Source organism: Lentilactobacillus sunkii DSM 19904, from assembly GCF_001435575.1.
GTDB classification, from domain to species: domain Bacteria; phylum Bacillota; class Bacilli; order Lactobacillales; family Lactobacillaceae; genus Lentilactobacillus; species Lentilactobacillus sunkii.
Window position 1 is genome coordinate 94,178 of the sequence record NZ_AZEA01000004.1, and the last position, 22,797, is coordinate 116,974.

21 protein-coding genes and 1 tRNA gene are annotated in these 22,797 nt (G+C 40.7%); 16 read left to right on the plus strand and 6 right to left on the minus strand.

Translation table 11 applies throughout. The features are described 5' to 3' along the window. Window positions 1–98 precede the first annotated feature (98 nt). From tig to argH, 6 genes are all read left to right on the plus strand, one after another. Entirely contained in the window at window positions 99–1,433 is a 1,335-nt protein-coding gene (tig, locus tag FD17_RS04815) for a trigger factor (protein ID WP_057824143.1), read from the plus strand. A 150-nt stretch (window positions 1,434–1,583) separates the two neighbouring features. Then, window positions 1,584–2,831 carry an ATP-dependent Clp protease ATP-binding subunit ClpX gene (gene clpX / locus FD17_RS04820; protein ID WP_176744961.1) on the plus strand — a complete coding sequence of 416 codons (1,248 nt, stop codon included), beginning with the start codon at window positions 1,584–1,586 and terminating at the stop codon, window positions 2,829–2,831. Between the two features lie 86 nt (window positions 2,832–2,917). Then, the gene (gene yihA, locus FD17_RS04825) at window positions 2,918–3,505 is read left to right on the plus strand and encodes a ribosome biogenesis GTP-binding protein YihA/YsxC (protein ID WP_057824147.1); all 588 of its coding nucleotides are present in this window, start codon (window positions 2,918–2,920) and stop codon (window positions 3,503–3,505) included. After that, window positions 3,502–3,813 (plus strand): nucleoside triphosphate pyrophosphohydrolase family protein, encoded by a 312-nt coding sequence (locus FD17_RS04830; RefSeq protein WP_057824149.1) that lies wholly within the window; start codon window positions 3,502–3,504, stop codon window positions 3,811–3,813. The genes yihA and FD17_RS04830 overlap by 4 nt, the downstream gene beginning before the upstream one ends. A gap of 201 nt (window positions 3,814–4,014) precedes the next feature. After that, window positions 4,015–5,310 carry an argininosuccinate synthase gene (locus tag FD17_RS04835; RefSeq protein ID WP_057824151.1) on the plus strand — a complete coding sequence of 432 codons (1,296 nt, stop codon included), beginning with the start codon at window positions 4,015–4,017 and terminating at the stop codon, window positions 5,308–5,310. Further along, window positions 5,311–6,693, plus strand: a complete 1,383-nt coding sequence (argH, locus tag FD17_RS04840) for an argininosuccinate lyase (protein WP_057824153.1) — start codon at window positions 5,311–5,313, stop codon at window positions 6,691–6,693. Window positions 6,694–6,819: 126 nt separating this feature from the next. On the opposite strand, the gene FD17_RS13325 is transcribed toward argH, so the two are convergent. Then, on the minus strand, window positions 6,820–6,984 hold the full coding sequence (locus FD17_RS13325) for an SPJ_0845 family protein (RefSeq protein WP_164479004.1): 165 nt from the start codon (window positions 6,982–6,984) through the stop codon (window positions 6,820–6,822). Window positions 6,985–7,174: 190 nt separating this feature from the next. Between FD17_RS13325 and FD17_RS04845 the strand changes: the two genes are divergently transcribed. From FD17_RS04845 to FD17_RS04865, 5 genes are all read left to right on the plus strand, one after another. Then, a complete protein-coding gene (locus tag FD17_RS04845; RefSeq protein ID WP_057824155.1) occupies window positions 7,175–8,644 on the plus strand; it encodes an ABC transporter substrate-binding protein/permease in 1,470 nt (489 codons plus the stop codon). Continuing rightward, a complete protein-coding gene (locus FD17_RS04850; protein ID WP_057824157.1) occupies window positions 8,634–9,383 on the plus strand; it encodes an amino acid ABC transporter ATP-binding protein in 750 nt (249 codons plus the stop codon). Before FD17_RS04845 ends, FD17_RS04850 begins: the two co-directional genes overlap by 11 nt. Before the next feature lie 191 nt (window positions 9,384–9,574). After that, complete coding sequence (gene uvrC, locus FD17_RS04855) at window positions 9,575–11,407, plus strand: excinuclease ABC subunit UvrC (RefSeq protein ID WP_057824159.1); 1,833 nt, start codon at window positions 9,575–9,577, stop codon at window positions 11,405–11,407. Between the two features lie 132 nt (window positions 11,408–11,539). Then, on the plus strand, window positions 11,540–12,844 hold the full coding sequence (gene obgE, locus FD17_RS04860; protein WP_057824161.1) for a GTPase ObgE: 1,305 nt from the start codon (window positions 11,540–11,542) through the stop codon (window positions 12,842–12,844). A 43-nt stretch (window positions 12,845–12,887) separates the two neighbouring features. Continuing rightward, the gene (locus FD17_RS04865; RefSeq protein ID WP_057824163.1) at window positions 12,888–14,822 is read left to right on the plus strand and encodes an acyltransferase family protein; all 1,935 of its coding nucleotides are present in this window, start codon (window positions 12,888–12,890) and stop codon (window positions 14,820–14,822) included. Window positions 14,823–14,890: 68 nt separating this feature from the next. On the opposite strand, the gene FD17_RS04870 is transcribed toward FD17_RS04865, so the two are convergent. Together FD17_RS04870 and FD17_RS04875 are read right to left on the minus strand one after the other, a co-directional pair. Next, window positions 14,891–15,637 carry a hypothetical protein gene (locus FD17_RS04870; RefSeq protein ID WP_057824165.1) on the minus strand — a complete coding sequence of 249 codons (747 nt, stop codon included), beginning with the start codon at window positions 15,635–15,637 and terminating at the stop codon, window positions 14,891–14,893. A 10-nt stretch (window positions 15,638–15,647) separates the two neighbouring features. Then, window positions 15,648–15,935: a hypothetical protein gene (locus FD17_RS04875; RefSeq protein WP_057824167.1), complete on the minus strand. Its 288-nt coding sequence runs from the start codon at window positions 15,933–15,935 to the stop codon at window positions 15,648–15,650. A gap of 123 nt (window positions 15,936–16,058) precedes the next feature. On the opposite strand from FD17_RS04875, the gene rnz reads away from it, so the two are divergent. The 4 genes from rnz to FD17_RS04895 are packed head-to-tail and all read left to right on the plus strand — an operon-like array spanning window position 16,059 to window position 20,318. Further along, window positions 16,059–16,997 (plus strand): ribonuclease Z, encoded by a 939-nt coding sequence (rnz, locus tag FD17_RS04880; RefSeq protein ID WP_176744962.1) that lies wholly within the window; start codon window positions 16,059–16,061, stop codon window positions 16,995–16,997. A gap of 25 nt (window positions 16,998–17,022) precedes the next feature. Beyond that, complete coding sequence (locus FD17_RS04885; RefSeq protein WP_057824169.1) at window positions 17,023–17,436, plus strand: LapA family protein; 414 nt, start codon at window positions 17,023–17,025, stop codon at window positions 17,434–17,436. Window positions 17,437–17,451: 15 nt separating this feature from the next. Then, window positions 17,452–19,782, plus strand: coding sequence for a single-stranded-DNA-specific exonuclease RecJ (gene recJ, locus FD17_RS04890; RefSeq protein ID WP_057824171.1), 2,331 nt, complete (start codon window positions 17,452–17,454; stop codon window positions 19,780–19,782). A gap of 17 nt (window positions 19,783–19,799) precedes the next feature. Beyond that, window positions 19,800–20,318: an adenine phosphoribosyltransferase gene (locus tag FD17_RS04895; RefSeq protein ID WP_338092489.1), complete on the plus strand. Its 519-nt coding sequence runs from the start codon at window positions 19,800–19,802 to the stop codon at window positions 20,316–20,318. 56 nt (window positions 20,319–20,374) lie between these two features. On the opposite strand, the gene FD17_RS04900 is transcribed toward FD17_RS04895, so the two are convergent. From FD17_RS04900 to FD17_RS04910, 3 genes are all read right to left on the minus strand, one after another. Further along, complete coding sequence (locus FD17_RS04900; protein ID WP_057824194.1) at window positions 20,375–21,136, minus strand: SDR family NAD(P)-dependent oxidoreductase; 762 nt, start codon at window positions 21,134–21,136, stop codon at window positions 20,375–20,377. A gap of 126 nt (window positions 21,137–21,262) precedes the next feature. Continuing rightward, window positions 21,263–21,350: transfer RNA gene (locus FD17_RS04905), tRNA-Ser, on the minus strand. 48 nt (window positions 21,351–21,398) lie between these two features. Continuing rightward, window positions 21,399–22,043: a VTT domain-containing protein gene (locus FD17_RS04910; RefSeq protein ID WP_057824177.1), complete on the minus strand. Its 645-nt coding sequence runs from the start codon at window positions 22,041–22,043 to the stop codon at window positions 21,399–21,401. A 154-nt stretch (window positions 22,044–22,197) separates the two neighbouring features. Here FD17_RS04910 and FD17_RS04915 point away from each other — a divergent pair, with 154 nt between their 5' ends. Then, window positions 22,198–22,575: a CvfD/Ygs/GSP13 family RNA-binding post-transcriptional regulator gene (locus FD17_RS04915; protein WP_057824179.1), complete on the plus strand. Its 378-nt coding sequence runs from the start codon at window positions 22,198–22,200 to the stop codon at window positions 22,573–22,575. Window positions 22,576–22,797 lie beyond the last annotated feature (222 nt).

Genomic DNA, 22,797 nt, shown 5'->3' on the forward strand with positions numbered 1-22,797 from the left:
TTGAAATTAATTTTACATTTTATGATTAATACGTTAAAATAACAATGTTATGCAATTATGAAATTGTAAAAAAATCTTTTGGTCTCGGAGGAAAAAAGATGTCTGCAAAATGGGAAAAGAAAGGTACCAATGATGGCGAATTAACATTCGAAATCGGTACAGATTCAATTAAATCAGGATTAGATCGTGCATTCAAAAAGAACAAGAACAGTATCCGTGTACCTGGCTTCCGTAAAGGAAAGGTTCCTCGTGCAATTTTCACTAAGATGTATGGTGAGGAAGCATTATATGAAGATGCTCTCAACATTCTCTTGCCTGACGAATACGAAAAGGCTGTTCAAGATGCTAAGATCGAACCAGTTGACCAACCAAAAATTAATGTTGAGTCAATGGAAAAGGGCAAACCATGGGTTATCAAGGCAAACGTTACGGTTAAACCAGACGTTAAGCTTGGCGACTACAAAGGCTTGAGCGTTCCAAAGCAAAACACCCGTGTTTACCAAAAAGACGTTGACGCTGAATTGGAAAAGAAGCGTGAAAGTCAAGCTGAATTGGTACTTAAGGAAGACAAAGCTGCTGAAAAAGGCGATACAGTTGTGATCGACTTTAAAGGTACGGTTGACGGCAAGCCATTTGAAGGTGGCAGTGCTGAAAACCATTCACTCGAATTAGGTTCAAATTCATTTATTCCAGGTTTTGAAGATCAATTGATTGGTCATAAAGCCGGCGATGATGTTGAAGTTAAAGTGACATTCCCTAAAGATTACCAAGCTAAAGATTTAGCCGGTAAGGACGCAGTCTTTGAGACTAAGATTCATGAAGTTAAGACAAAGGAATTACCTAAGTTGGATAACGACTTTGCAAAAGATGTTGACGAAGATGTTGACAGTCTTGATGAATTGAAGGAAAAAATCAAGGACGATCTTAAGTCACAAAAGAAGAGCGAAGCACGTGATGCAATTGAGGATGCGGCAATTAGTGAAGCAACTGACAATGCCGAAGTAAAAGACATTCCTCAAGCAATGATCGACGAAGATATCCAACGTCAAATGGATCAATATCTTGCAGGTATGCAACAACAAGGTATCAATCAGGATATGTACTTCCAGTTAACTGGAACTAAGCCTGAAGATCTTAAGAAGCAATTCTCAGATGGTGCCGAGAAACGGGTTAAAACCAACTTAGTTCTTGAAGCAATCGTTGCTGCTGAAAAGATCGAACCATCAGAAGATGATGTTAAGGCAGAAGTTAAGAACCTTGCAAAACAATATGGTATGAAGGAAGACGCTGTTCGCAGTGCCTTAACTGAAGACATGTTGAAGCATGATATCGCAATCAAGCAAGCAATTGACATGATTGTTGATTCATCCAAGCAAGACGCCAAAGCAAAGTCAACTGAATCAGATGCTAAAGACGAAAGCTCAGAAAAATAGTTTTCTGCGTAATTAAAAGACCCGTTAATTTGACGGGTCTTTTTTTCCGGATAAGCGGATTGATTGCAATTTATACATGGTATGGTAAAGTTACTCTTAGTTGATTATTAATAATATTTAAAGTCCATCTTGGATGGAGGAGTGAATAATTTGTTTGAAGATAACGAATCCAGCGGGCCTATTACTTGCTCGTTTTGTGGAAAAACGCAGGATCAGGTAAAGAAAATTGTTGCCGGTCCTGGCGTCTATATTTGTAATGAATGTATTGATTTATGTAAAGAAATCATTGATGAAGAGCTTGCACCAGAAAAATCATCAGAAGACCTACTCAAAGTTCTGACTCCTGCCCAAATTCTTGATAAATTGAATGAATTCGTCATTGGTCAGGAAAATGCCAAGCGGACACTTTCTGTTGCTGTTTATAATCATTATAAGCGGGTTAATGAAATGATTAGTGAACCTGATGATGATTTGGAGCTTCAAAAGAGCAACATTTGTATCATCGGACCAACCGGATCAGGTAAAACTTACTTGGCCCAGACTTTAGCAAAAATTCTCAACGTCCCATTTGCAATTGCTGATGCAACAACGTTAACTGAAGCAGGGTATGTTGGTGAAGATGTTGAAAACATTTTGTTGAAGCTCTTGCAAAATGCCGACTATGATGTTGAGCGGGCTGAACACGGCATTATCTACATTGATGAAATCGATAAGATTGCCAAGAAATCGGAGAACGTTTCAATCACTCGTGATGTTTCCGGTGAAGGTGTTCAACAAGCTTTACTGAAGATTCTTGAAGGCACAATTGCCAATGTTCCACCTCAGGGTGGTCGTAAGCATCCTCAACAAGAATTCATTCAAATCGATACAACTAACATTCTGTTTATTGTTGGTGGTGCCTTTGATGGTATCGAAGGGATTGTGAAGAGCCGTCTTGGTGACAAGACAATTGGTTTCGGAACTAACTCCGATGAAGCTGCCGAAGTAGATTCCAAGAATATTATGCAATCTGTTATTCCAGAAGACCTGTTGAAGTTTGGTTTAATTCCAGAGTTCATTGGTCGTCTGCCCATTCTGACTGCACTTGATAAGTTGGATGAACATGATTTGGTTCGAATTTTGACTGAACCAAAGAATGCATTGGTTAAGCAGTACCAGAAATTGATTGAGCTTGATGGCGCGGAACTGGAATTTGCTCCAGGAGCTCTTGAAAAGATGGCCCAGTTGGCAATTGCTCGTGATACCGGTGCTCGTGGCCTTCGTTCAATTATTGAAGGGGTTATGCGCGATATCATGTTTGATTTGCCTAGCCGAAATGACGTTTCTAAAGTTATTATTACACCAGAAACCGTTACCGATCATAAAGAACCAGAACTAATCTTAAAACAAGCATCGTAATTCCTAGAAATCTGATGTAAACTTTAGATAGTTTACTGTCAGATTTCTTTTTTATTCACAATTTTTATTATCGAAGGAGTGGTTTCATGGAGGTTCACAACGTCGACCTTACGATTAGTGCTGTCGCAGAAAAACAATATCCAAATACTCAATTTCCAGAAATAGCGTTAGTTGGGCGGTCAAATGTCGGGAAATCTTCACTAACCAATGTCTTGATTAATCGCAACAAATTTGCCCGGACATCCAGCCAGCCAGGCAAAACGCAAACACTCAATTTTTATAACATTGAAGATAAACTCTATTTCGTGGATGTTCCAGGTTATGGTTATGCCAAAGCTTCCAAGGCCAGCCGTGAAAAATGGGGACGCATGATTGAGACATATTTGACCAAGCGAGAACAGTTGAAGGGTGTCATTACTTTGGTGGATGGCCGTCATGCACCAACTGATGATGATATTTCGATGCATAACTGGTTGAAGTATTACAATATTCCAATTTTGACTGTCGCAACCAAGATGGATAAAATTTCCGGTGGTAAATGGAATAAGCAGGAATCACTGATTAAAAAAACGCTCCAGCTTGATGCTAACGAGCCTTTGATCATGTTTTCGGCTTTAACCAAAGCGGGTAAAAATGAAATTTGGCGTTGGATTGAGGGGAGAATGAAACGATGAATTTTGATGAATATCAAAAAGCAGCCAATCGGACATTAATGGGTAATGAGCAGGTTTTGACGAACTGTGCTTTGGGGCTTACCGGCGAATCCGGTGAGGTTGCCGATTTAATTCGTAAATATACTTTTCAGAGCAAAGACCTTAATCACGATCAATTGGTTAAGGAAATGGGAGATGTTCTTTGGTATCTATCACAGATTTCCGAATGGGCAGACATTCCATTTGATGAAGTTGCCACGGATAACATTAAACGTCTGGAAAAACGTTATCCATCACAGCATGGTGGCGTTAATCAGGTAAATATTTAATCAATCTATTTTTTCATATCAAAAGCAGCCATTCCAAAGATGGCTGCTTTTTTTGACGTTTTTTCTAAAAATGGCTCATAATTGTATATTCGACATAATAATTTCGAAAATAATGAATAAAACATAAAAACAGTTGCATTTAATGAATATTGGTGTTAATCTCAATACATTGAATTTTTAAGAAAATAAGAGGGAATATATATGTCAGAAAATAATAAAGTAATTTTAGCTTATTCCGGCGGTTTGGATACTTCAGTTGCAATTCCTTGGTTACACGACAAGGGTTACGATGTTGTGGCCTGCTGTATTAATGTTGGTGAAGGTAAGGATTTGGACTTCATCAAGCAAAAGGCACTCAACGTTGGTGCCGTTAAAGCATATGTAATCGACGCACTTGACGAATTTGCCGACAATTATGCATCTGTAGCTTTGAAGGCAAATGCAATGTACGAAGGATCATATCCTTTGATTTCCGCATTGTCACGTCCATTAATTTCAAAGACATTGGTTCAAATTGCCCATCAGGAGCATGCGACTGCCGTTGCTCACGGTTGTACCGGTAAAGGAAATGACCAGGTCCGTTTTGAAGTTGCCATCCATGGTCTTGATCCTCAACTCGATGTTTTGAGCCCCGTTCGTGACTGGCACTGGTCTCGTGAACAGGAAATCGAGTATGCAAAGGATCACAATATTCCAATTCCAATTGATTTGGATTCACCTTACTCAATCGATGCCAACATCTGGGGACGTGCCAACGAAGCCGGAATCTTGGAAGACCCATGGCAAAGTGCACCTGAAGATGCTTTCGCAATCACTAATCCAATCGAAAACACCCCGGACACACCAACCGAAGTTGAAATCACTTTTGAAAAGGGAATTCCAACTGAACTGAATGGTCAGAAAATGAAGTTTTCAGAAATTATTCAAGAGTTGAATGAAACCGCCGGTGAAAATGGTGTTGGCCGAATTGACCACATTGAAAACCGTTTGGTCGGCATCAAATCTCGTGAAGTATACGAAGCACCCGCAGCAACTGTCTTGTTGAAGGCTCATAAAGAGCTGGAAGATTTGACCTTTGAACGTGATCTGGCACATTTCAAGCCAACCATTGAAAAACAACTTAGTGAACTTGTTTATAATGCATTGTGGTTCTCACCATTGATGGATTCTATTCAGGCATTTATTGATAAGTCCCAAGAAGTTGTAAATGGGGTTATCAAGCTTCAATTATTTAAGGGTAATGTCATGATTCTTGGCCGTAAATCAGATTCTTCTCTTTATGACAAAGATTTGGCAACCTACACATCTTCAGATTCCTTCGATCAAGAAGCTGCCAAAGGGTTCATCAAGCTTTGGGGCCTTCCTACTCAGGTTTACCAACAAGTTGCCCTCAAAAACAAGAATTCGCAATTTGTTAAAGCCGTTACCAAGTCTCAATTAAAAGACAAAGTAACTGTTCACGAACAAAATTCTGCACATACGGGAGCTAAAAAATAAATGAGCACTAAGAAATTATGGGGTGGTCGTTTTCAAGAGCAAGCAGCCGAATGGGTTGATCAATTTGGTGCATCAATTTCGTTTGACCAGTTAATGGCGGATGAGGATATTGAAGGCTCATTGGCTCATGTCAAAATGTTGGGGCATACCAAGATTCTACCTATGGGCGATGTCAACCAAATTGTTGACGGGCTGAATGCACTTCGAGATGATTTACACGCGGGTAAGTTACACTTTACTGTTGAAAATGAAGATATTCATATGAATATTGAGGCTTTACTGACGGATCGGATTGGTCCCGTGGCAGGAAAGCTTCATACTGCGCGATCTCGAAATGACCAAGTTGCGACTGACTTTCATTTGTATTTAAAGAATCGGTTGCCACAGGTGATTGATGAAATCACAACTTTACAAAAAACATTGGTAGAGATGGCTGAAAAAAATGTTGAAACCATCATGCCCGGCTATACGCATTTACAACATGCTCAGCCGATTTCGTATGGTCATTACCTGATGGCTTATTATCAGATGTTAAAACGTGATAAGGAACGATTTACCTTTAATATGAAGCATACTGACATTCTCCCTCTGGGGGCTGCTGCACTGGCGGGGACAACTTTCCCAATTGATCGTGAATATACTGCTAAAGAATTGGGATTTGGTCAAGTCTATCCCAACTCACTGGATGCAGTTTCTGACCGAGATTTTGCGTTAGAATTTTTAAGTAATAGTTCAATTTTGATGATGCACTTATCTCGTTTTTGCGAAGAAATCAGCATGTGGGTCAGTCATGAGTTCAAATATCTTGAATTGAGTGACGCCTATACGACCGGAAGCTCGATTATGCCACAGAAGAAGAACCCGGATATGGCTGAGTTAATCCGTGGAAAATCAGGCCGGGTATATGGCCATTTGATCGGACTCCTGTCAACCATGAAATCTTTACCCCTTGCATACAACAAGGACCTTCAAGAGGATAAGGAAGGCACATTTGATACCGTCAAGACACTATTACCATCTTTAAAAGTGTTCAACGGCATGTTAAAAACTGCCAAACCAAATGTCGAGCGAATGAAGCACGCGACTGAGAATGATTTTTCAAATGCCACTGAATTGGCTGATTATTTGGCAACCAAAGGGATTCCATTCCGTGAAGCCCATGGGATTGTTGGGAAACTCGTTTTAAAGGGCATAGAAACCCACCAGAACCTTCAGGACATGTCATTAGACACATTACAGGCAGCATCGTCTAAAATCCAAGAGGATGTCTATCACGACCTTAAATCAGAGGTTGCTGTTGAACGTCGTCATTCTCTGGGTGGAACTGGATTTGATCAGGTGCGCCTGCAGATTCAAAATGCCAAGAAAGAATTAGGCGAATAACCGATAGTACTGCATATATATTTTCTATAAATTCAAAAAAGGATATGCCAGATGGCATATCCTTTTTATTGGTAACAATTTAACGGTTTTAAGCGAGATGCTTATTCTTGAGTATCTCGGACATTTCTAAAACCACTTTTTCTTAGGTCTTTCTTCATTCTTACGTTTCTGATCTTTATCTTTTTTATCATGTTTTAAAAACTTATCACGCTTTTTATCTTCCGGATCCATTTCGGCAAATTTACCGAAGATTGCGTCCATGTCGTTTTGGCGATTGACTTTTAATGCCATCGTGCTTCATCTCCTAACTCTTTTACGACATAACTATAGCAAATATTCCCCTAAAAGTCACACTTATTGGTTATTGACTGTATATTTGTATGAATAATGCATAATTCTAACTTATTATAGATTTTTATTGCATAAATTATATTTATGGTGTAGTGTATTGGTTATTATAAATTTCGGAAGAGGGAAAGTCATGAAAAAGAATTTTAAAGCTATTATCCAGATTATTTTGATGGCTGCTGCGATGTTTGCTTTAACAGTAGTCTCCACGAACCACGTTTCCGCCGCAGACACTTCACTCCAACGGGTTAAACAACGGGGTGAACTGATTATGGTTACCAGTCCCGACTATCCGCCATATGAATTTCAAGTGAATAAACATGGCAAGGATCAAATTGTCGGAATGGATATTGATGTCGCCAAGAAGGTTGCAAAAGATCTTCACGTAAAATTGGTGATTAAAAGTATGAACTTTGACTCGCTGCTGGTTGCCATCCAGACCGGTAAAGCAGATATGGCAATTGGGGGAATTAATCCAACTGCTGCCCGTCGTCAGAGCGTGGACTTCTCAAAGATTTATTATACGGGTGGTCAAAGCTTTTTGATCAATTCCAGTGATGTGAATAAATACAAGAGTGTCAAAAATCTGAAGGGCGCAAAGATTGGTGCCCAAACAGGAACTTTGCAATATGGTTTGGCAAAGAAGCGAATTCCAAATGCCAGTGTTAAAGGGATGGATAAGTCAACCGACCTTGTATTGGCGCTGAAAACTCACAAGATCGATGCTTTGGGAATTGAAAAGCCAAGTGCCGAAGCTTACGTAAAAAATGATCCCAGCTTAAAGATGATTCCTTCCGGCTATAGTTTGAATAAGAATGAGACCGGGGCCGCCATTGCATTTAAAAAAGGATCAACCAGTTTGGTTAACGCGGTTAATAAGTCGATTGACCAAATTAAGGCAAAAGATTTAACTTCTCAGTATTTGGCAGATGCAGGGAAATACATGAAAGTTAATACAGTTAATACTTCAATGTTCCATTATTGGAAGTATTTTGCCAAAGGTGTTGAATACACAATCCTCATTTCAATTGTTTCAACTTTCTTTGGTGTTTTGATTGGGGTTGTCTTGGCATTGATGCGTTTTTCCAAACAAAAATGGCTTCGAGGTCTGGCAATCAGCTATACCGAATTTATTCGGGGCACACCTTTGATGGTCCAGGTTCTGTTTGTCTACTTCGGAATTGGGGTGGTCGTTAATATCCCCGCGTTAATTTCAGGGATGATCGCTGTTTCGTTAAATAGTGGTGCGTATGTTGCCGAAATTATCCGTGGTGGAATTAATTCAGTTGCCAAAGGCCAAACCGAGGCGGCTGAAAGTTTGGGTCTCTCCAAAGGTGATCTGATGCGCTTCGTTATTTTACCCCAAGCATTTAAGAATATCTGGCCGGCTTTGGGTAATGAATTTATTTCCTTAATCAAGGAAAGTTCCATTGTTTCAATTATCGGTGTCACAGATTTGATCTACCAGTTAAACATTGTCCGGGCGGATACTTATCGTGGTGTCATGCCAATCTTTGTCGCAATGTTGCTATACTTCATCATGACATTTGCATTGACCAGAGTTTTGAACCATTTTGAAGGGAAGATGAAACATGCAGGATAAAAAAATTCTCGAAGTTAATCATTTAAGCAAAAAGTTTGGTAATAATGAGATTTTAAAAGATATCAACGGGACCGTTAAATCAGGTGAGGTTATTTGTGTGATTGGTCCTTCAGGAGCTGGAAAGAGTACCTTTCTTCGCTGCTTAAACCTGTTGGAAAAACCGACGGCCGGCGAAGTTAAATTTGAAGGAACCGACCTGACAAATGTTGATGAGAAACAGTTGATTAATTTGCGTGAACGGATGGGAATGGTTTTCCAAAGTTTCAATCTTTTCCCCAACATGACGGTTATTGAAAATTTGAAATTGGCGCCTATCCGCGTTAAACATATGAAAGATGACGAAGCCCAAAAAGTTGCTATGCATTTATTGGACCGGGTTGGTTTGGCTGAAAAGGCCAATGCGTACCCAAGCAGCTTATCAGGTGGTCAGCAGCAACGGGTTGCCATTGCCAGAGCTTTAGCTATGAATCCAGAGGTGATGCTGTTTGATGAGCCAACCAGTGCCTTGGATCCCGAGATGGTCGGTGAAGTTTTGGAAGTTATGAACGAACTGGCTAAAGAAGGAATGACGATGGTAGTGGTCACTCATGAGATGGGTTTTGCCAAAGAAGTTGCCGATGAAGTGTGGTTCATGGCAGACGGCTATATTCTTGAACGAAATAAGCCGGTTGAATTATTTGATAATCCCCAAAATGAGCGGGCAAAAGATTTCATTGGAAAGATTATTCAAAATGTTTAAGTTACAAATGAGTTTGTAAAAATGCGATGATTCGAATCTGCAATTTGGATTTGAATCATCGCATTTTTATCAGTGGTCAGTCATTTATCAATTGGTCTTTTGGTCGTCGTTGACAGTGGTTCACATCAGTTGAACCAAACATATATTCGATGTATACTTTTTAGATGAATATCACGAAAGGAGTGAGTTTTTTGGCAAGTGAATATATCGAACATAAGTTGGCTTTATTGCCTGATATGCCTGGTTGTTACCTGATGAAGGACATTAACGGAAAGATTATTTATGTTGGAAAAGCCAAGAACTTAAAGAATCGGGTCCGCTCATATTTTAAGAGCAGCCATGAAGGCAAGACGGCCCGGTTGGTCTCCGAAATAGCTGACTTTGAATATATCGTTGTTTCAAGTGATAAGGAGTCATTCTTACTTGAAATCACTTTAATTCAAAAGCACCGGCCGTATTTCAATATTAAATTAAAACAGGGTAATGGTGGGTACCCATATATCAAGATTACCAACGAACGCGACCCACAAATCAAAATCGTCAATACGTTGCTTAAAGATGGCGGTTTTTATTTTGGCCCCTATCCGAACGTATATGCCGCAGAAGAAACCGTTAATTTTTTGCAGAAAGTCTACCCACTCAGACGCTGCAACGGATTTCAAAACCGACCATGTTTGTACTACCATATGGGGCAGTGCCTGGGTGCCTGTTTTAAAGTCGTTCCCGAAGAAACTTATGCCAGGCAGATTAAGCGGATTAAGTCTTTTCTAAACGGAAATGTTGCTCATGCAAAGCAGATGCTGACTTCCAGAATGGAAAAAGCTGCAGCTAAGATGGAATACGAACGGGCTGCCGAAATTCGTGATCTGATCAAGTACATTGAAATCACGGTTGAAAAACAAAAGATTATCTCAAATGATAATACCCCTCGAGACATCTTTAACTACTATATGGATAAGGGATGGCTGTCCATTCAGGTATTCTTCATTCGACAATCCAGATTGATGAAGCGTGAAAAACGGTTATTTCCGATTATTGATGATCCTGAAGAAGAAATGGTTAGTTTCATTTCTCAATTTTATAAGCAAAAAAATCAGATTCTGCCGAAAGAAATTTTGGTGCCGAGCTCACTGCCAACTGATGTGATTAGCCACGTGGTTGAAGATGTACCCGTTAGGACGCCACAGCGGGGTCAGAAGCGCGACTTATTGGAGATGGCGGGTAAGAATGCCCAAATGGTGTTGGAGGAGAAATTCCGCCTCTTAGAGCTTGATGAGAGCAAGACAACTGGAGCCATGAAAGAATTGACCGATGCGATGGGAATTGCTCCGGGTCACAAAATTGAGGCATTTGACCACTCTCACATTCAGGGAGCTGATCTTGTTTCGGCAATGGTGGTCTTTGTCGATGGCCAGCCCAACAAGAATTTGTATCGAAAATATAAATTGAAGACTGTTGATCATGCCGATGAAGCCGCCAGCACCAAAGAAGTCATTCGGCGTCGATACACACGACTGCTCAAAGAGCACGCGGAGATGCCAGACTTGATTCTGATGGATGGCGGGGTCATCCAGATGAATGCTGTGAAGGATGTTTTGCTAAACGAGCTTGGTCTGAATATTCCAGTTGGTGGGATGGTTAAAAATATCCATCACCAAACTGCCGACTTATTATTTGGTGATAATGACACACCGTTGCAGCTTAATCCTAAGAGCCAAGGGTTTTATTTACTGCAGCGAATTCAAGATGAAGTGCATCGATTTGCAATAAGCTATCACCACAAGGTTCATACTAAAAATTCATTAAGCTCCCGGTTGGATGCAATTTCAGGAGTGGGGCCAAAAACCAGAAATAAGTTACTGAGAAAATTTGGTTCTTTGAGAAAAATTTCCAATGCCCCGGTCGAAGATATTCGCAAACTCGGAATTTCGGAAACTGTAGCGCAAACCATTAAGTTCTCGTTAAGCAAAATTGACGAAGAGCGTAAGGTGACCAACTATCAAGATAAAAAATTGACACACTAAAGATTGATTGGTTGTCTCCAAGCGCCAGATTATTTTGACCTGGTGCGCGAAACTCGGTATACTGCTAGAGTATCGAACACGTAACTAATGAATAGGGTTAATTAAATAAGAATTAATTAAAATGGTGATAAGATGTTTGTTGATCAAGTAAAAATTAATGTAAAAGCTGGAAACGGCGGAAACGGCATGGTTGCTTTCCGTCGTGAAAAGTATGTTCCAAACGGCGGTCCTGCCGGCGGTGATGGTGGCCGGGGCGGAAACGTTATTTTTAAAGTGGATTCAGGGATGAATACTTTAATGGATTTCCGCTACCATCGAAAGTTTAAAGCTAAGAACGGCGGCAATGGTGCGAACAAGTCCATGACTGGCCGTAGTGCGGATGACTTAGTTATCCCAGTACCAGAAGGCACAACCGTAACCAACACTGAAACTGGAGCGGTTGTCGGCGATTTGGTAAAGCCTGATCAAGAATTAATTGTTGCCAAAGCTGGCCGCGGTGGGCGTGGTAATATTCATTTTGCCAGTCCGACAAATCCCGCTCCTGAAATTGCTGAAAACGGCGAACCTGGCCAGGAAATATCACTTAGCTTAGAGTTAAAGGTATTGGCCGATGTTGGGTTGGTTGGTTTTCCTTCAGCAGGTAAGTCAACACTTTTGTCCGTTATTACGAGTGCAAAACCAAAGATTGCCGGTTATCACTTCACAACACTTGTTCCAAACCTTGGAATGGTGAGATTGGATGACGGTCGTGATTTTGCGGTTGCTGATTTACCAGGATTGGTTGAAGGGGCTTCAAACGGTGTTGGGCTTGGATTCCAATTCTTACGCCATGTTGAACGCACCCGGGTTATACTCCATTTGGTTGATATGTCCGGCGTTGAAGGTCGAGACCCATTTGAAGATTATCTGGCAATCAATAAAGAATTGGCACAATATGATGAACGGATTTTGGATCGACCACAAATTATCGTGGCCACTAAGATGGATCTTCCTGATTCCAAGGAAAATCTGGAGGCCTTCAAGAAGTCGCTTGATGAGCATGCAACTGATCAGGCGAAAATTCCTGAGATCTTTCCAATTTCTTCGGTTACCCATACAGGCTTGACTGAATTGATCCGAAAAACGGCAGACTTGCTTGATACAACCAAATTGTCTGACATGGAGAAGCCACAGGATACTGCCAAGGAATATGAATACAAACCGGCGGATTCCAGCGACTTCCATATCGAATATGATAAAGAGTATGAATCCTGGGTCATTTCGGGTGATAAGATTGAGCGGTTATTTAAGATGACCGATACCGAACACGATCAAAGTATGTTAAGATTTGCACGACAAATGCATGGAATGGGAATTGATGACGCGTTGCGTAAAGCAGGCGCCAAAGATGGTGACACCGTCACGATCCTCGACTTTTCATTTACTTACGTTGAATAGATTTTTTGGGAAAATAAATTCATATAGGGCAGGGAATATTTCAATGCAACAGGTTCAAACAAAAAAACAAGGTAAGCGACTCAAACATAGTCGCTATATATCCGGCTTTGACGGTATCAGAGCATTAGCCGTCGTTGGTGTAATTGTTTACCATTTATTACCGTACAAGCTGCAAGGTGGGTACTTAGGGGTACCAACCTTCTTTGTTGTATCTGGTTATTTAATTACGGATCTTTTGTTACAGGAATGGGAGCAAAATGGCAGAATCGATTTTTGGGCTTTCTATGCTCGAAGACTTAAGCGCCTGTATCCGGCTCTTGTGTTTATGCTGGTGGGAACCGGCACATACATAACACTTTTTCAACGTTCGCTGTTGACAAATTTAAGATCGATTATTACGACTAATATGCTTTACGTCTATAACTGGTGGGAAGTCGGCCATGGTCAAAGTTATTTTGACCGATTTAATGGCGAATCGCCATTTACCCACTTGTGGTCACTTTCAATCGAAGGACAATATTATTTAATTTGGCCTTTAATTTTGACTGCCATGATTTTAATTATTCGCAAACGACGGTCAATTGCAAACATCCTACTGGTCTTGGCCATCGGTTCAGGTATTCTGATGGGAGTTCTGTATACTGGTCCGGCTACTTTGAACCGGGTTTACTATGGTACTGATACCCGGATGTTTTCAATTGTCTTCGGTGCTTTGCTGGCTGTTATCTGGCCATCAACTCATCTCAAGAAAAACGTGACGACTAGGTCGCGTTGGACATTAGATATCATTGGCCTGGCTTCTATCGCTGTCATTGCCTACCTCTATTTCCAACTGTCAGGGCAAAATACATTCACTTACCGTGGTGGAATGTTCATTATGGCCGTTGCTTCGACCACTTTGATTGCTGCGTGTGCCCATCCGGGGGCTGACGTCAACCGCTGGCTTACCAACCCAGTCTTTAGATGGATTGGTACGAGGAGTTATGGCATTTACCTTTACCAATTTCCGGTTATGATCTTTTATGAAATCAAAGTTCAAAACATCGCTGACCATCCACTGATGCATGCAACTATTGAGATTATTTTAATCATGATTATCAGTGAACTTTCGTATCGTTATATTGAAGCGCCACTCAGACATTACAAGTATTCGAATCTTGGACGATCAATTTATGAATTCTTCCAACCAAACTCAATTTATGGTTGGAAGCGACTATGGTTGGTCCCTGCATTGTTGTTGATTGGTATTTCCGTATATGGAAGTGCGATCTCTCCAACAAAGGATGCCAAAAATGTTTTGCAGGAAAATATCTCGCAAAATGAGAAAACAGCTAATACCAAGAATAAAGCTGCGTTGGCGAAGCAGAAAAAAGCGTCAAAACTTTCTGCTAACCAAAAGCGGATGAAGAAGCTTCTCAAAAAGAAATTGACGGTTAAGCAGTATAAGGTTGCCAAGCACTACGGTTTAAATAAACGCCAATATTTGCTTGCTTATCAACAACCATTGACGGCTATTGGGGATTCAATTTTGGCCGATAATAGTCGTGATCTTCAAAACGTGTTCCAAAACGCGTATGTTTCAGCAGCAGTTGGCCGTCAGATCTGGCAGGCTGGTCAAGTGTTAACTCAGATGAAGAAGAAGAACGAATTGGCTCCCAACATATTAATTAATCTGGGAACTAATTCACCAATGACACCACAACAGATTAATTCAGTTGTTAAATCAATTGGTCCAAAACATCAAATATTCTGGGTAACCACTCATGTTCCAACCAGGAACTGGGAGAGCGAAGTTAACCACACGATCGCCGGGGCCGCCAAGCGTCACAAGAATGTTCATATCATTGATTGGCATGCTTATAGCTTGAATCATCGTAATTGGTTCTGGAATGATAATGTTCATCCGAACCCTAAGGGAAATATTTATTACACACATTTAATTGCGAAATCAATCAGTGAATTTTATGATAAAAAGTAATGTTTATACTTGCTAGCCACAAAAGGACCAAGACAAAATAATTTCTGTCTTGGTCCTTTTATGTTGAGCTATTTTAAACTGACTGACAACGTTGAATTGGGCGCGTCGTCAACTTTCTTTTGGTTGGTGGTATAAATTGATCCAAACTGAATGGACAACTTCGTAGCGGGATGGGCTGCGTAGTCATGCAAATATCCCGTCATTGCAAAGCTCACGGCACGGCCGGCACCAATCTTGTTGCCAGCTGAAGAATCGGTGAGCTGGTTGGCGGTTGTCAATGTCTGTCCTTGATTGGTCTTGACATAATTAACGCCATTCAGGGCAACTTCAAAGTCGTGATGATTTGTCACAGTATAATTTAAAACAAACGTGTAATAAGTGTCCGGAATCTGGTTGAGGTTCAGAACCTGCTCAACAGCTTGTTTTGCTTGCGGTGTCTTTGCGGTGTTCTTGATAACCCGAACCTGATTAATCTTATAGGACAGTTTTCCTGCTTGGATATTGACGGGTGATGTTGTCACATCGGCCAGTTGCTGACGAGTTCCAAAACGGTCAAAAGTAAACTGATGTTTCTTACTTAAATCGCCATTTTTGACATAGTTGGCATTGCTTTGGACTGACTTCGGGACTTTATATCGGTAATCACTCAAAGATTGGCTTGAGCTGGAAGCACTTGACGAACTTGATGAATCGTTTGCCATGTTGGCACTGAAAGATTTCTTCTCGTTTGATTGATCATTTTTATTCCCACCACAGCCGGCTAAACCCACTGCTAGGATCATTGATAAAATTAATAAGTATCCTTTTGCTTTCATAGTTTATCCCCTAATAAAATACAATTGATTTATTAACAATTCTAAACCCAAAAACCAATTGATGGTCATTTAAAGTTCTTAAATCAGTTTTGAGAGGGAGTTGTCTGGTTCGTGTTAGGAATTGATCCAAGGTGATTGTCGCGGACCCGCCTTTAGAAGGCGCTGTTTTGCCCAATAATAAAGATTTGTTGTCAATCAGTAATTGGTTGACCGGCAAAAAATGCTTTCCCGCGGAAATCAGGATGGTTAACTTGGGATTCAAGGTACTGCTTGCCCGGAAAAATTCATCCAAATTCATGACAACCCCTCCCTTCTAATTATTATTTTAACTTAATTATGATACAATTGAAAAGTGATTTTAAGAAGCTGGTCCAAGATTAGCTTCTATAGATTCGATTTTAAAAATAAGGAAACGATAATAATGCAGATTGAATTTTTAGGAACTGGGGCAGGTTCTCCAGGCAAGTTTCGAAATGTTTCGAGTTTAGCGCTACGGCTTCTCGATGAAATTAACTCCGTATGGCTGTTTGACGTGGGAGAGGGTACCCAACATCAGATTCTTCGTTCGACTATCCGACCTCGCAAGATTGAAAAAATATTTATCAGCCATTTGCACGGTGATCATATTTTTGGCTTACCAGGCTTGCTAAGCAGCCGTTCATTCCAAGGAGGAAATACCCCGTTGGACATATATGGCCCCAAAGGTATCAAGGAATATGTGAATGTCAGCTTAAAGATATCCGAAAGCAGATTATCATATAAAATCAATTATCATGAATTACCCAAAGACACTGACGGTAAAATTTTTGAGGGTAAGAAGTTTACGGTCTTTGCCGCACCACTAGATCATCGAATTACCAGCTTTGGCTATCGAGTGGTTGAACATGATCATCCAGGGGAATTAATGGTTGATAAATTAACTGAACTTCACATTCCTTCTGGTCCGGTTTATGGGAAGCTTAAAATGGGGCAGATCGTTAAGCTCGAAGATGGTCGGGTTATTGACGGTAAAGAGATGATAGGCCAAGCTCAGCCTGGTCGGATTGTGACAATTATTGGCGATACCCGAAAAACTGAAAATGCTGTTAGGCTCGCCCAACATGCGGATGCGTTGGTTCATGAAAGCACATTTGGCAAAGGCGAGAACAAGCTCGCCAAAAGCTACTATCATTCTACTAACATGCAGGCGGCACAAATTGCCAAACAAGCTGGTGCAAAGATGCTGCTGCTAAATCATATATCCGCACGGTATACCGGTAAAATGGCTCACGAACTTGAAAAACAAGCTCAAACAGTTTTCCCCAACACCAAGGTTGTGAAGGATTTTGATGTCGTCGAGATACCGTTTAAGAAGAATTAATCAATAAATATTTGGGGGATTAATTTTGAAAAAACAAATCAGCACGATTATCAGTATTATTCTTGTCATTGTCATCGCAATTTTTGCGTTGATGAATTTTGAATCGGTTGAAGTCAATTTTGGCTTCACGTCTTTGAAAGTGCCACTGGTACTGTTGATTTTCATTTCGTTATTGATTGGGGCATTGATTATCTTTTTATTTTCGTCTACTCAGAACGTAAAGAAAAACCGTCAATACAAGCAGTTGGAAACTGACAGTCAAGAGAAGCAGGATCAGTTGAATTCCGAGATTGATGAACTCAATCATAATCTTAAGGTTTTGGAAACCAGATTGAAGAATTCTTCCGGCAAACAAGAAGTCGGAAATCGCGATCAACAAATTAGTGATCTGGAAGATGAAATTGCCAAATTGACTGATAAATTATCATCACAAAAGTAAGGTAGAGTGTTTTTAATGATCAATTCCAAGTTTAAATGGCAGCTTAACCAACCCGCCAATCCCGATGTGGTGGAGCAATTGGCAAAAGATGCAAATATTGACCCGTTTGTGGCGAAAATATTAGCTCAGCGGGGAGTAACCAGTGCTCAGTCTGCAGAAGAATTTATGAATCCCTCTGTCAGCTCTTTTCATGACCCATTTTTGATGCACGATATGCAAAAAGGGATCGATCGGATTCAGCAGGCTGTTGAAAAGGGTGAACATATTACCGTTTATGGCGACTATGACGCTGATGGGATCACCAGCACGACGATTATGTACGAGACGCTAAGTGACCTTGGTGCAGATGTGGATTACTATATTCCCAATCGTTTTTCGGAAGGATATGGGCCAAATGTGAAGGCATTTCAAAGCATTATCCAAAAAGGAACCTCTCTGATTGTAACCGTTGATAATGGTGTCGCCGGCAATGACGCAATTGATGCCGCAAATGAATTGCATTGTGATGTTGTGGTAACGGATCACCATTCTTTGCCGGAGAAACTACCAAATGCTTACGCAATTATTCATCCTCGCGTTAAAGATGAGGACGGAGATGCATACCCATTTGGTGATCTGTGCGGTGCCGGAGTCGCATTTAAAATTGCTCAGGCGTTGATGGATGAAGTCCCTTCGGATTTGATCGACATTGCTTCAATTGGAACCGTTGCCGACATTGTTTCGCTACGGGATGAAAATCGCGCAATTGTCAAATTTGGGGTTCAGGCTATTCAGAATAGTCAACGTCCTGGATTGTTGGCTTTGATTAAAGAAGCCGGCATTAATTTGAGTCAATTCAGCGAAGAAGATATTGGGTTCGGAATTGCGCCCCGCCTTAATTCGCTTGGTAGAATCAAGGATGCAACTGTTGGTGTTGAACTGTTATCAACTTTTGATGAGGATCGGGCGTCTGAACTTGCCAAATTTGCGAACCAGCAAAATGATTTACGAAAATCACTTGTGGATCAATTCTTCACCGAAGCCGTTCAATCTGTTGAAGCCAGCGGTGATATTAACCAACGCCACACACTAGTTGTTGTTGGTGACAATTGGCATCAGGGTGTTTTGGGAATTGTTGCCAGCCGGTTGGTTGATAAGTACCAGCGACCAACAATTGTGATGACGGCTGCTGATGGGAGTGACGAGGTCAAAGGTTCTGGTCGAAGCGTTGATAACTTTGACCTGTTCAAAGCGATTGATCCCATCAGAGATCAAACAATCGGTTTTGGTGGCCATCATTCTGCAGTTGGATTAACAATTCAAAAGGATAAGGTCAACGTTTTGAAGGATCAGCTGGAAAAAGCTGCCGATCAGCAGCATCTCGATTTATCAGTCAAACCTGTCTTGGACATTTCAGCAGTTCTACCGGTTACCAAGGTTACCCCGGAATTGTGTGACAAGATCAAAAGTTTAGCGCCATTTGGCCAAGACAATCCGAAGCCGATTTTTAAATTACAGTATGATCAATTGACCAATGTTAAAACGATGGGCAAGACCCATGATCATTTAAAATTTTCAATTGTTCAGGGCAGCGATCAGTTGACTGCAATTGCGTTTGGGAGAGGCAGCATCGCCCACGAGCTTCAAGATGGACAGGGGAGTCTTCAAATTGTTGGTGAAATCGGCGAAAATACATGGAATAATCGGACTACACTTCAATTGATGATTGATGATTTGAAAGAAACGCCACAACCAGTTATCGACGAACGGACACGGCAGCTTCACCAACAAATGTTTGCTGACGCAGGAATCTACGTTTTCTTCCATGACAAAGTGTTGAAACAGTTACAGGGATACGTCAACGACCAATCTGAAGCGGTGATGTACAATACAGTTACAAAAAAGTTGACCGAGAACCGTCGGCTGTACATTGTCGATTGTCCTGATGTCATTGACGATTTGGAGCACGTTTTATCAAATGTTTCCCCAGAGACAACCATTCTTTATTTGTATAAAAAGCAACTTATATCCAAAATAGGGATGCCAGATCGGAATTCTTATGCTAAACTATTTAGGTTCGTTAAAGAGCACTCAAACATAAATATTGCTACACAGTTAAAGCAAATTTCAGAGCACTTACACATTTCCGCACGGACGATTATCTTTATGGTTCAGGTTTTTCTTGAGTTGGACTTTATTACGATTCAGGACAGAGTGATCAAGTTGAATCCCAACTATGCTGCCCGTGACTTGAAGACCGCTCCAAGTTACCATCTTAGAACGCAACAACTGGCCGCTGAAAAGAAATTGTTGGTTTCAAATACTCATGAATTAGTCAACTTCGTTAAAGACTGTTTGGGCGTTTGATGAAAGGAAGAAAGAATATGCCAATCGATTTTTCAAAATATATTGCTTCATATCCGGACTTTCCGGAACCCGGAATCCTGTTTAGAGATATCTCTCCAATGCTTGAAAATGGTGAAGTTTATCGGGCAGCAACTGACAAGATCGTTGATTTTGCCAAAGAACGGAATGTTCAAATGATTGTCGGGCCAGAAGCCAGAGGATTTATTGTCGGCTGTCCGGTTGCGTATAAGTTGGGCGTTGGCTTCTCACCGGCTCGAAAAAAGAATAAATTGCCGGGTGAGACCATCGAAGAAAGTTATGGCTTGGAGTACGGGAAATCATCTCTCTATCTGCGCACCAATGCAGTTAAGCCTGGACAGCGAGTTTTAGTTACTGATGATTTACTGGCCACTGGCGGAACGATTGACGCGACTATCCGGTTAGTTGAAAAGCTTGGTGGAATCGTTGTTGGAACTGCATTTTTGATCGAATTATCTGATCTTAAAGGCCGCGAGAAGGTCAAAAACTATGATTTCTTTACACTACTAAAATATTAAAACAAAAGTTCGTCATTGTTGGAATTCCAGCAATAACGAACTTTTTTGATTTTGAGCTATCTTAATTTGATGTCACCACCGTCAACCATCAAGGTTTGACCGGTCATATAGGAGCTGGCGTCACTTGCAAGAAACAAAGCAACTGAAGCAATGTCGGTTTCAGGATTGCCTAACCGTTTCATTGGATTGCTGGCCACTAATTGGGCGTACTGTTTCGGATCGGCTTTAGCCCATTGTTTAACTCCTTCTGTTTCGGCAATAGGGGAAATCAGGTTTACTCGGATGCCTTCAGGAGCCCATTCGTTTGCGACAGTTCTGGATAGTCCGCGAATGGCTTCTTTGGCGGCCGCATACGCAGCTTGGGTGGGCTGTCCTACCAAGCCGGCACCTGATGCGAAATTGATGACCGTTCCTTTGGTTTTCTTGAGATAGGGATAGGCAAACTTCATTAGATGTCTGGTTGGATTAAAGCTGGTATTAAATGACAAATTAAAATCATCTTCATCCAAGTCATTAAATAGTTTTTGATGAGAAACATGAGCATTGTTAATTAACACATCGAGTTTACCAAACTTAGAGATTGCTGTATCGATGATTTCCTTATCGTTATCTTTCTCTGCAATATCCAAGTTCAGGACTTCAACGTCTGTGTAACTCGATAATTCATCTTTCGCGTGGTTGAGGCCATCGTCATTCACGTCGACTAATAGTAAATTTGCACCTTGCTTGGCAAATGCGGTTGCCATTCCGTAACCAATGCCACCGGCACCTCCAGTGATGATGACACTCTTATCTTTTACGTCCCAGTTGATTGCCATATAATCGTCTTCCTTTCTGTAATCGGTTCTAATAGCCAATTGTACTGTGTTTTGTGGGGACTTGAAAGCATAAACAAAAAGCACACCAGTGAGGGAAGTCACTGGTGTGCTGGTTACTGTCATGTAAGGTGAGTACAGGATTTGAACCTGCGCGCCGGTATTAGCCGGTTCGCCGGATTTCGAGTCCGGTGCATTACCACTCTGCCAACTCACCACAACAGATTTCATTATATCAATTGTTATTCTGAAAGTAAATTACTGTCTACTTGGAAGATGCAAATTTTGTTTTAATATACCCAATGACGGCAGGCATAAGAGAAACCAGAACGATACCGATGATCACCATTGAAAAGTTTTCTTTGACGACTGGAATGTTTCCAAAATAGTATCCGGCACCGCAACAGATTGCCACCCATGAGAAACAAGCGATCAGATTATACTTAATGAATCTTTTGTAAGGAAAGTCGCTAGTGGCGGAAACAAACGGGATCAAGGTTCGGATGATGGGGATGAACCGGCCAAAAAAGATTGCCATTGCACCATATTTGTCAAAGAAGGTGCGTGCTTTGGATAAATCCTTTTCTTTGATGAACTTTCCCAAAATTCGGTGGCGAGGAATGATTTCACCGAACTTGTTTCCAAAGAAGAAGTTAAGTGAGTCACCGCCAATTGAAGCGGCAAGGAAAATGAAGATGAATAGGCCGATGTTCAATCCATATGTGGTGTTTGCCGAAAGTGCAGCTGCGGCGAACAACAATGAATCCCCGGGGAGAAATGGAAAGATAACTGCTCCGGTTTCTATAAAGATGATTGCAAATAAGATTAGGTAAGTTGAATTGCCAAATGTATTAACGATATTTATGAGATGGTCGTCGATGTGTAAGATAAAATCAATCAGTGTACTCAAATGATCATTCCTTTCGAAAATTTATAATTGATTTTACCAAATTCTATTAAAAAAGCGTGACTTATAAATGTTCCTTTAACAAAAAACAAGTTTTGTTGTTAAATTATGGTTTCCAAGATACAATTGTTATCAGATTATGGATAGGATGATTTTTATGGAATTAAGAGTAGGAAAGAAAGTGACTGGTACTGTGACAGGTATTCAGCCGTATGGTGTTTTTGTAGATATTGGTGATCACACGCAGGGGTTGATTCATATTTCCGAATGTAGGCTTGGATACGTAGAAGATATTTATAAGCTCTTCCATGTTGATCAGATTGTTTCTGCACTCATAATTGATATTGATGAGTATTCGGGGAAAATTAGTTTGTCCCTGCGTAGTCAGCAAGTTGATTATGCCATTCTAAACCACCCCAAAAGCTTTCGGCCAAGACGAATTCATTACTGGACCAATTACAGATTGAGTATTGGCTTTAAACCTCTGGCACAAGCGAGGGGTACTTGGATGAGTGAGGCAAAGAACCTTTTTTGAATTGATTAGTAAAAAGTCCTTGACCTGACTCACTTAAATTGGTAAAATATTTTTCGTTGTCAATTATTCATTTCATTCATCTTTGAAGATTGTTTTTCAAAAATGAGTTAAAAAATCACTTGATTTCAAGTTGAATATCTGATAATATTAAATAGTTGTCAAAAGCGATAAATAAGCGCTTACGGCAATCGGTAGACCTTTGAAAACTGAACAAAATTTTCG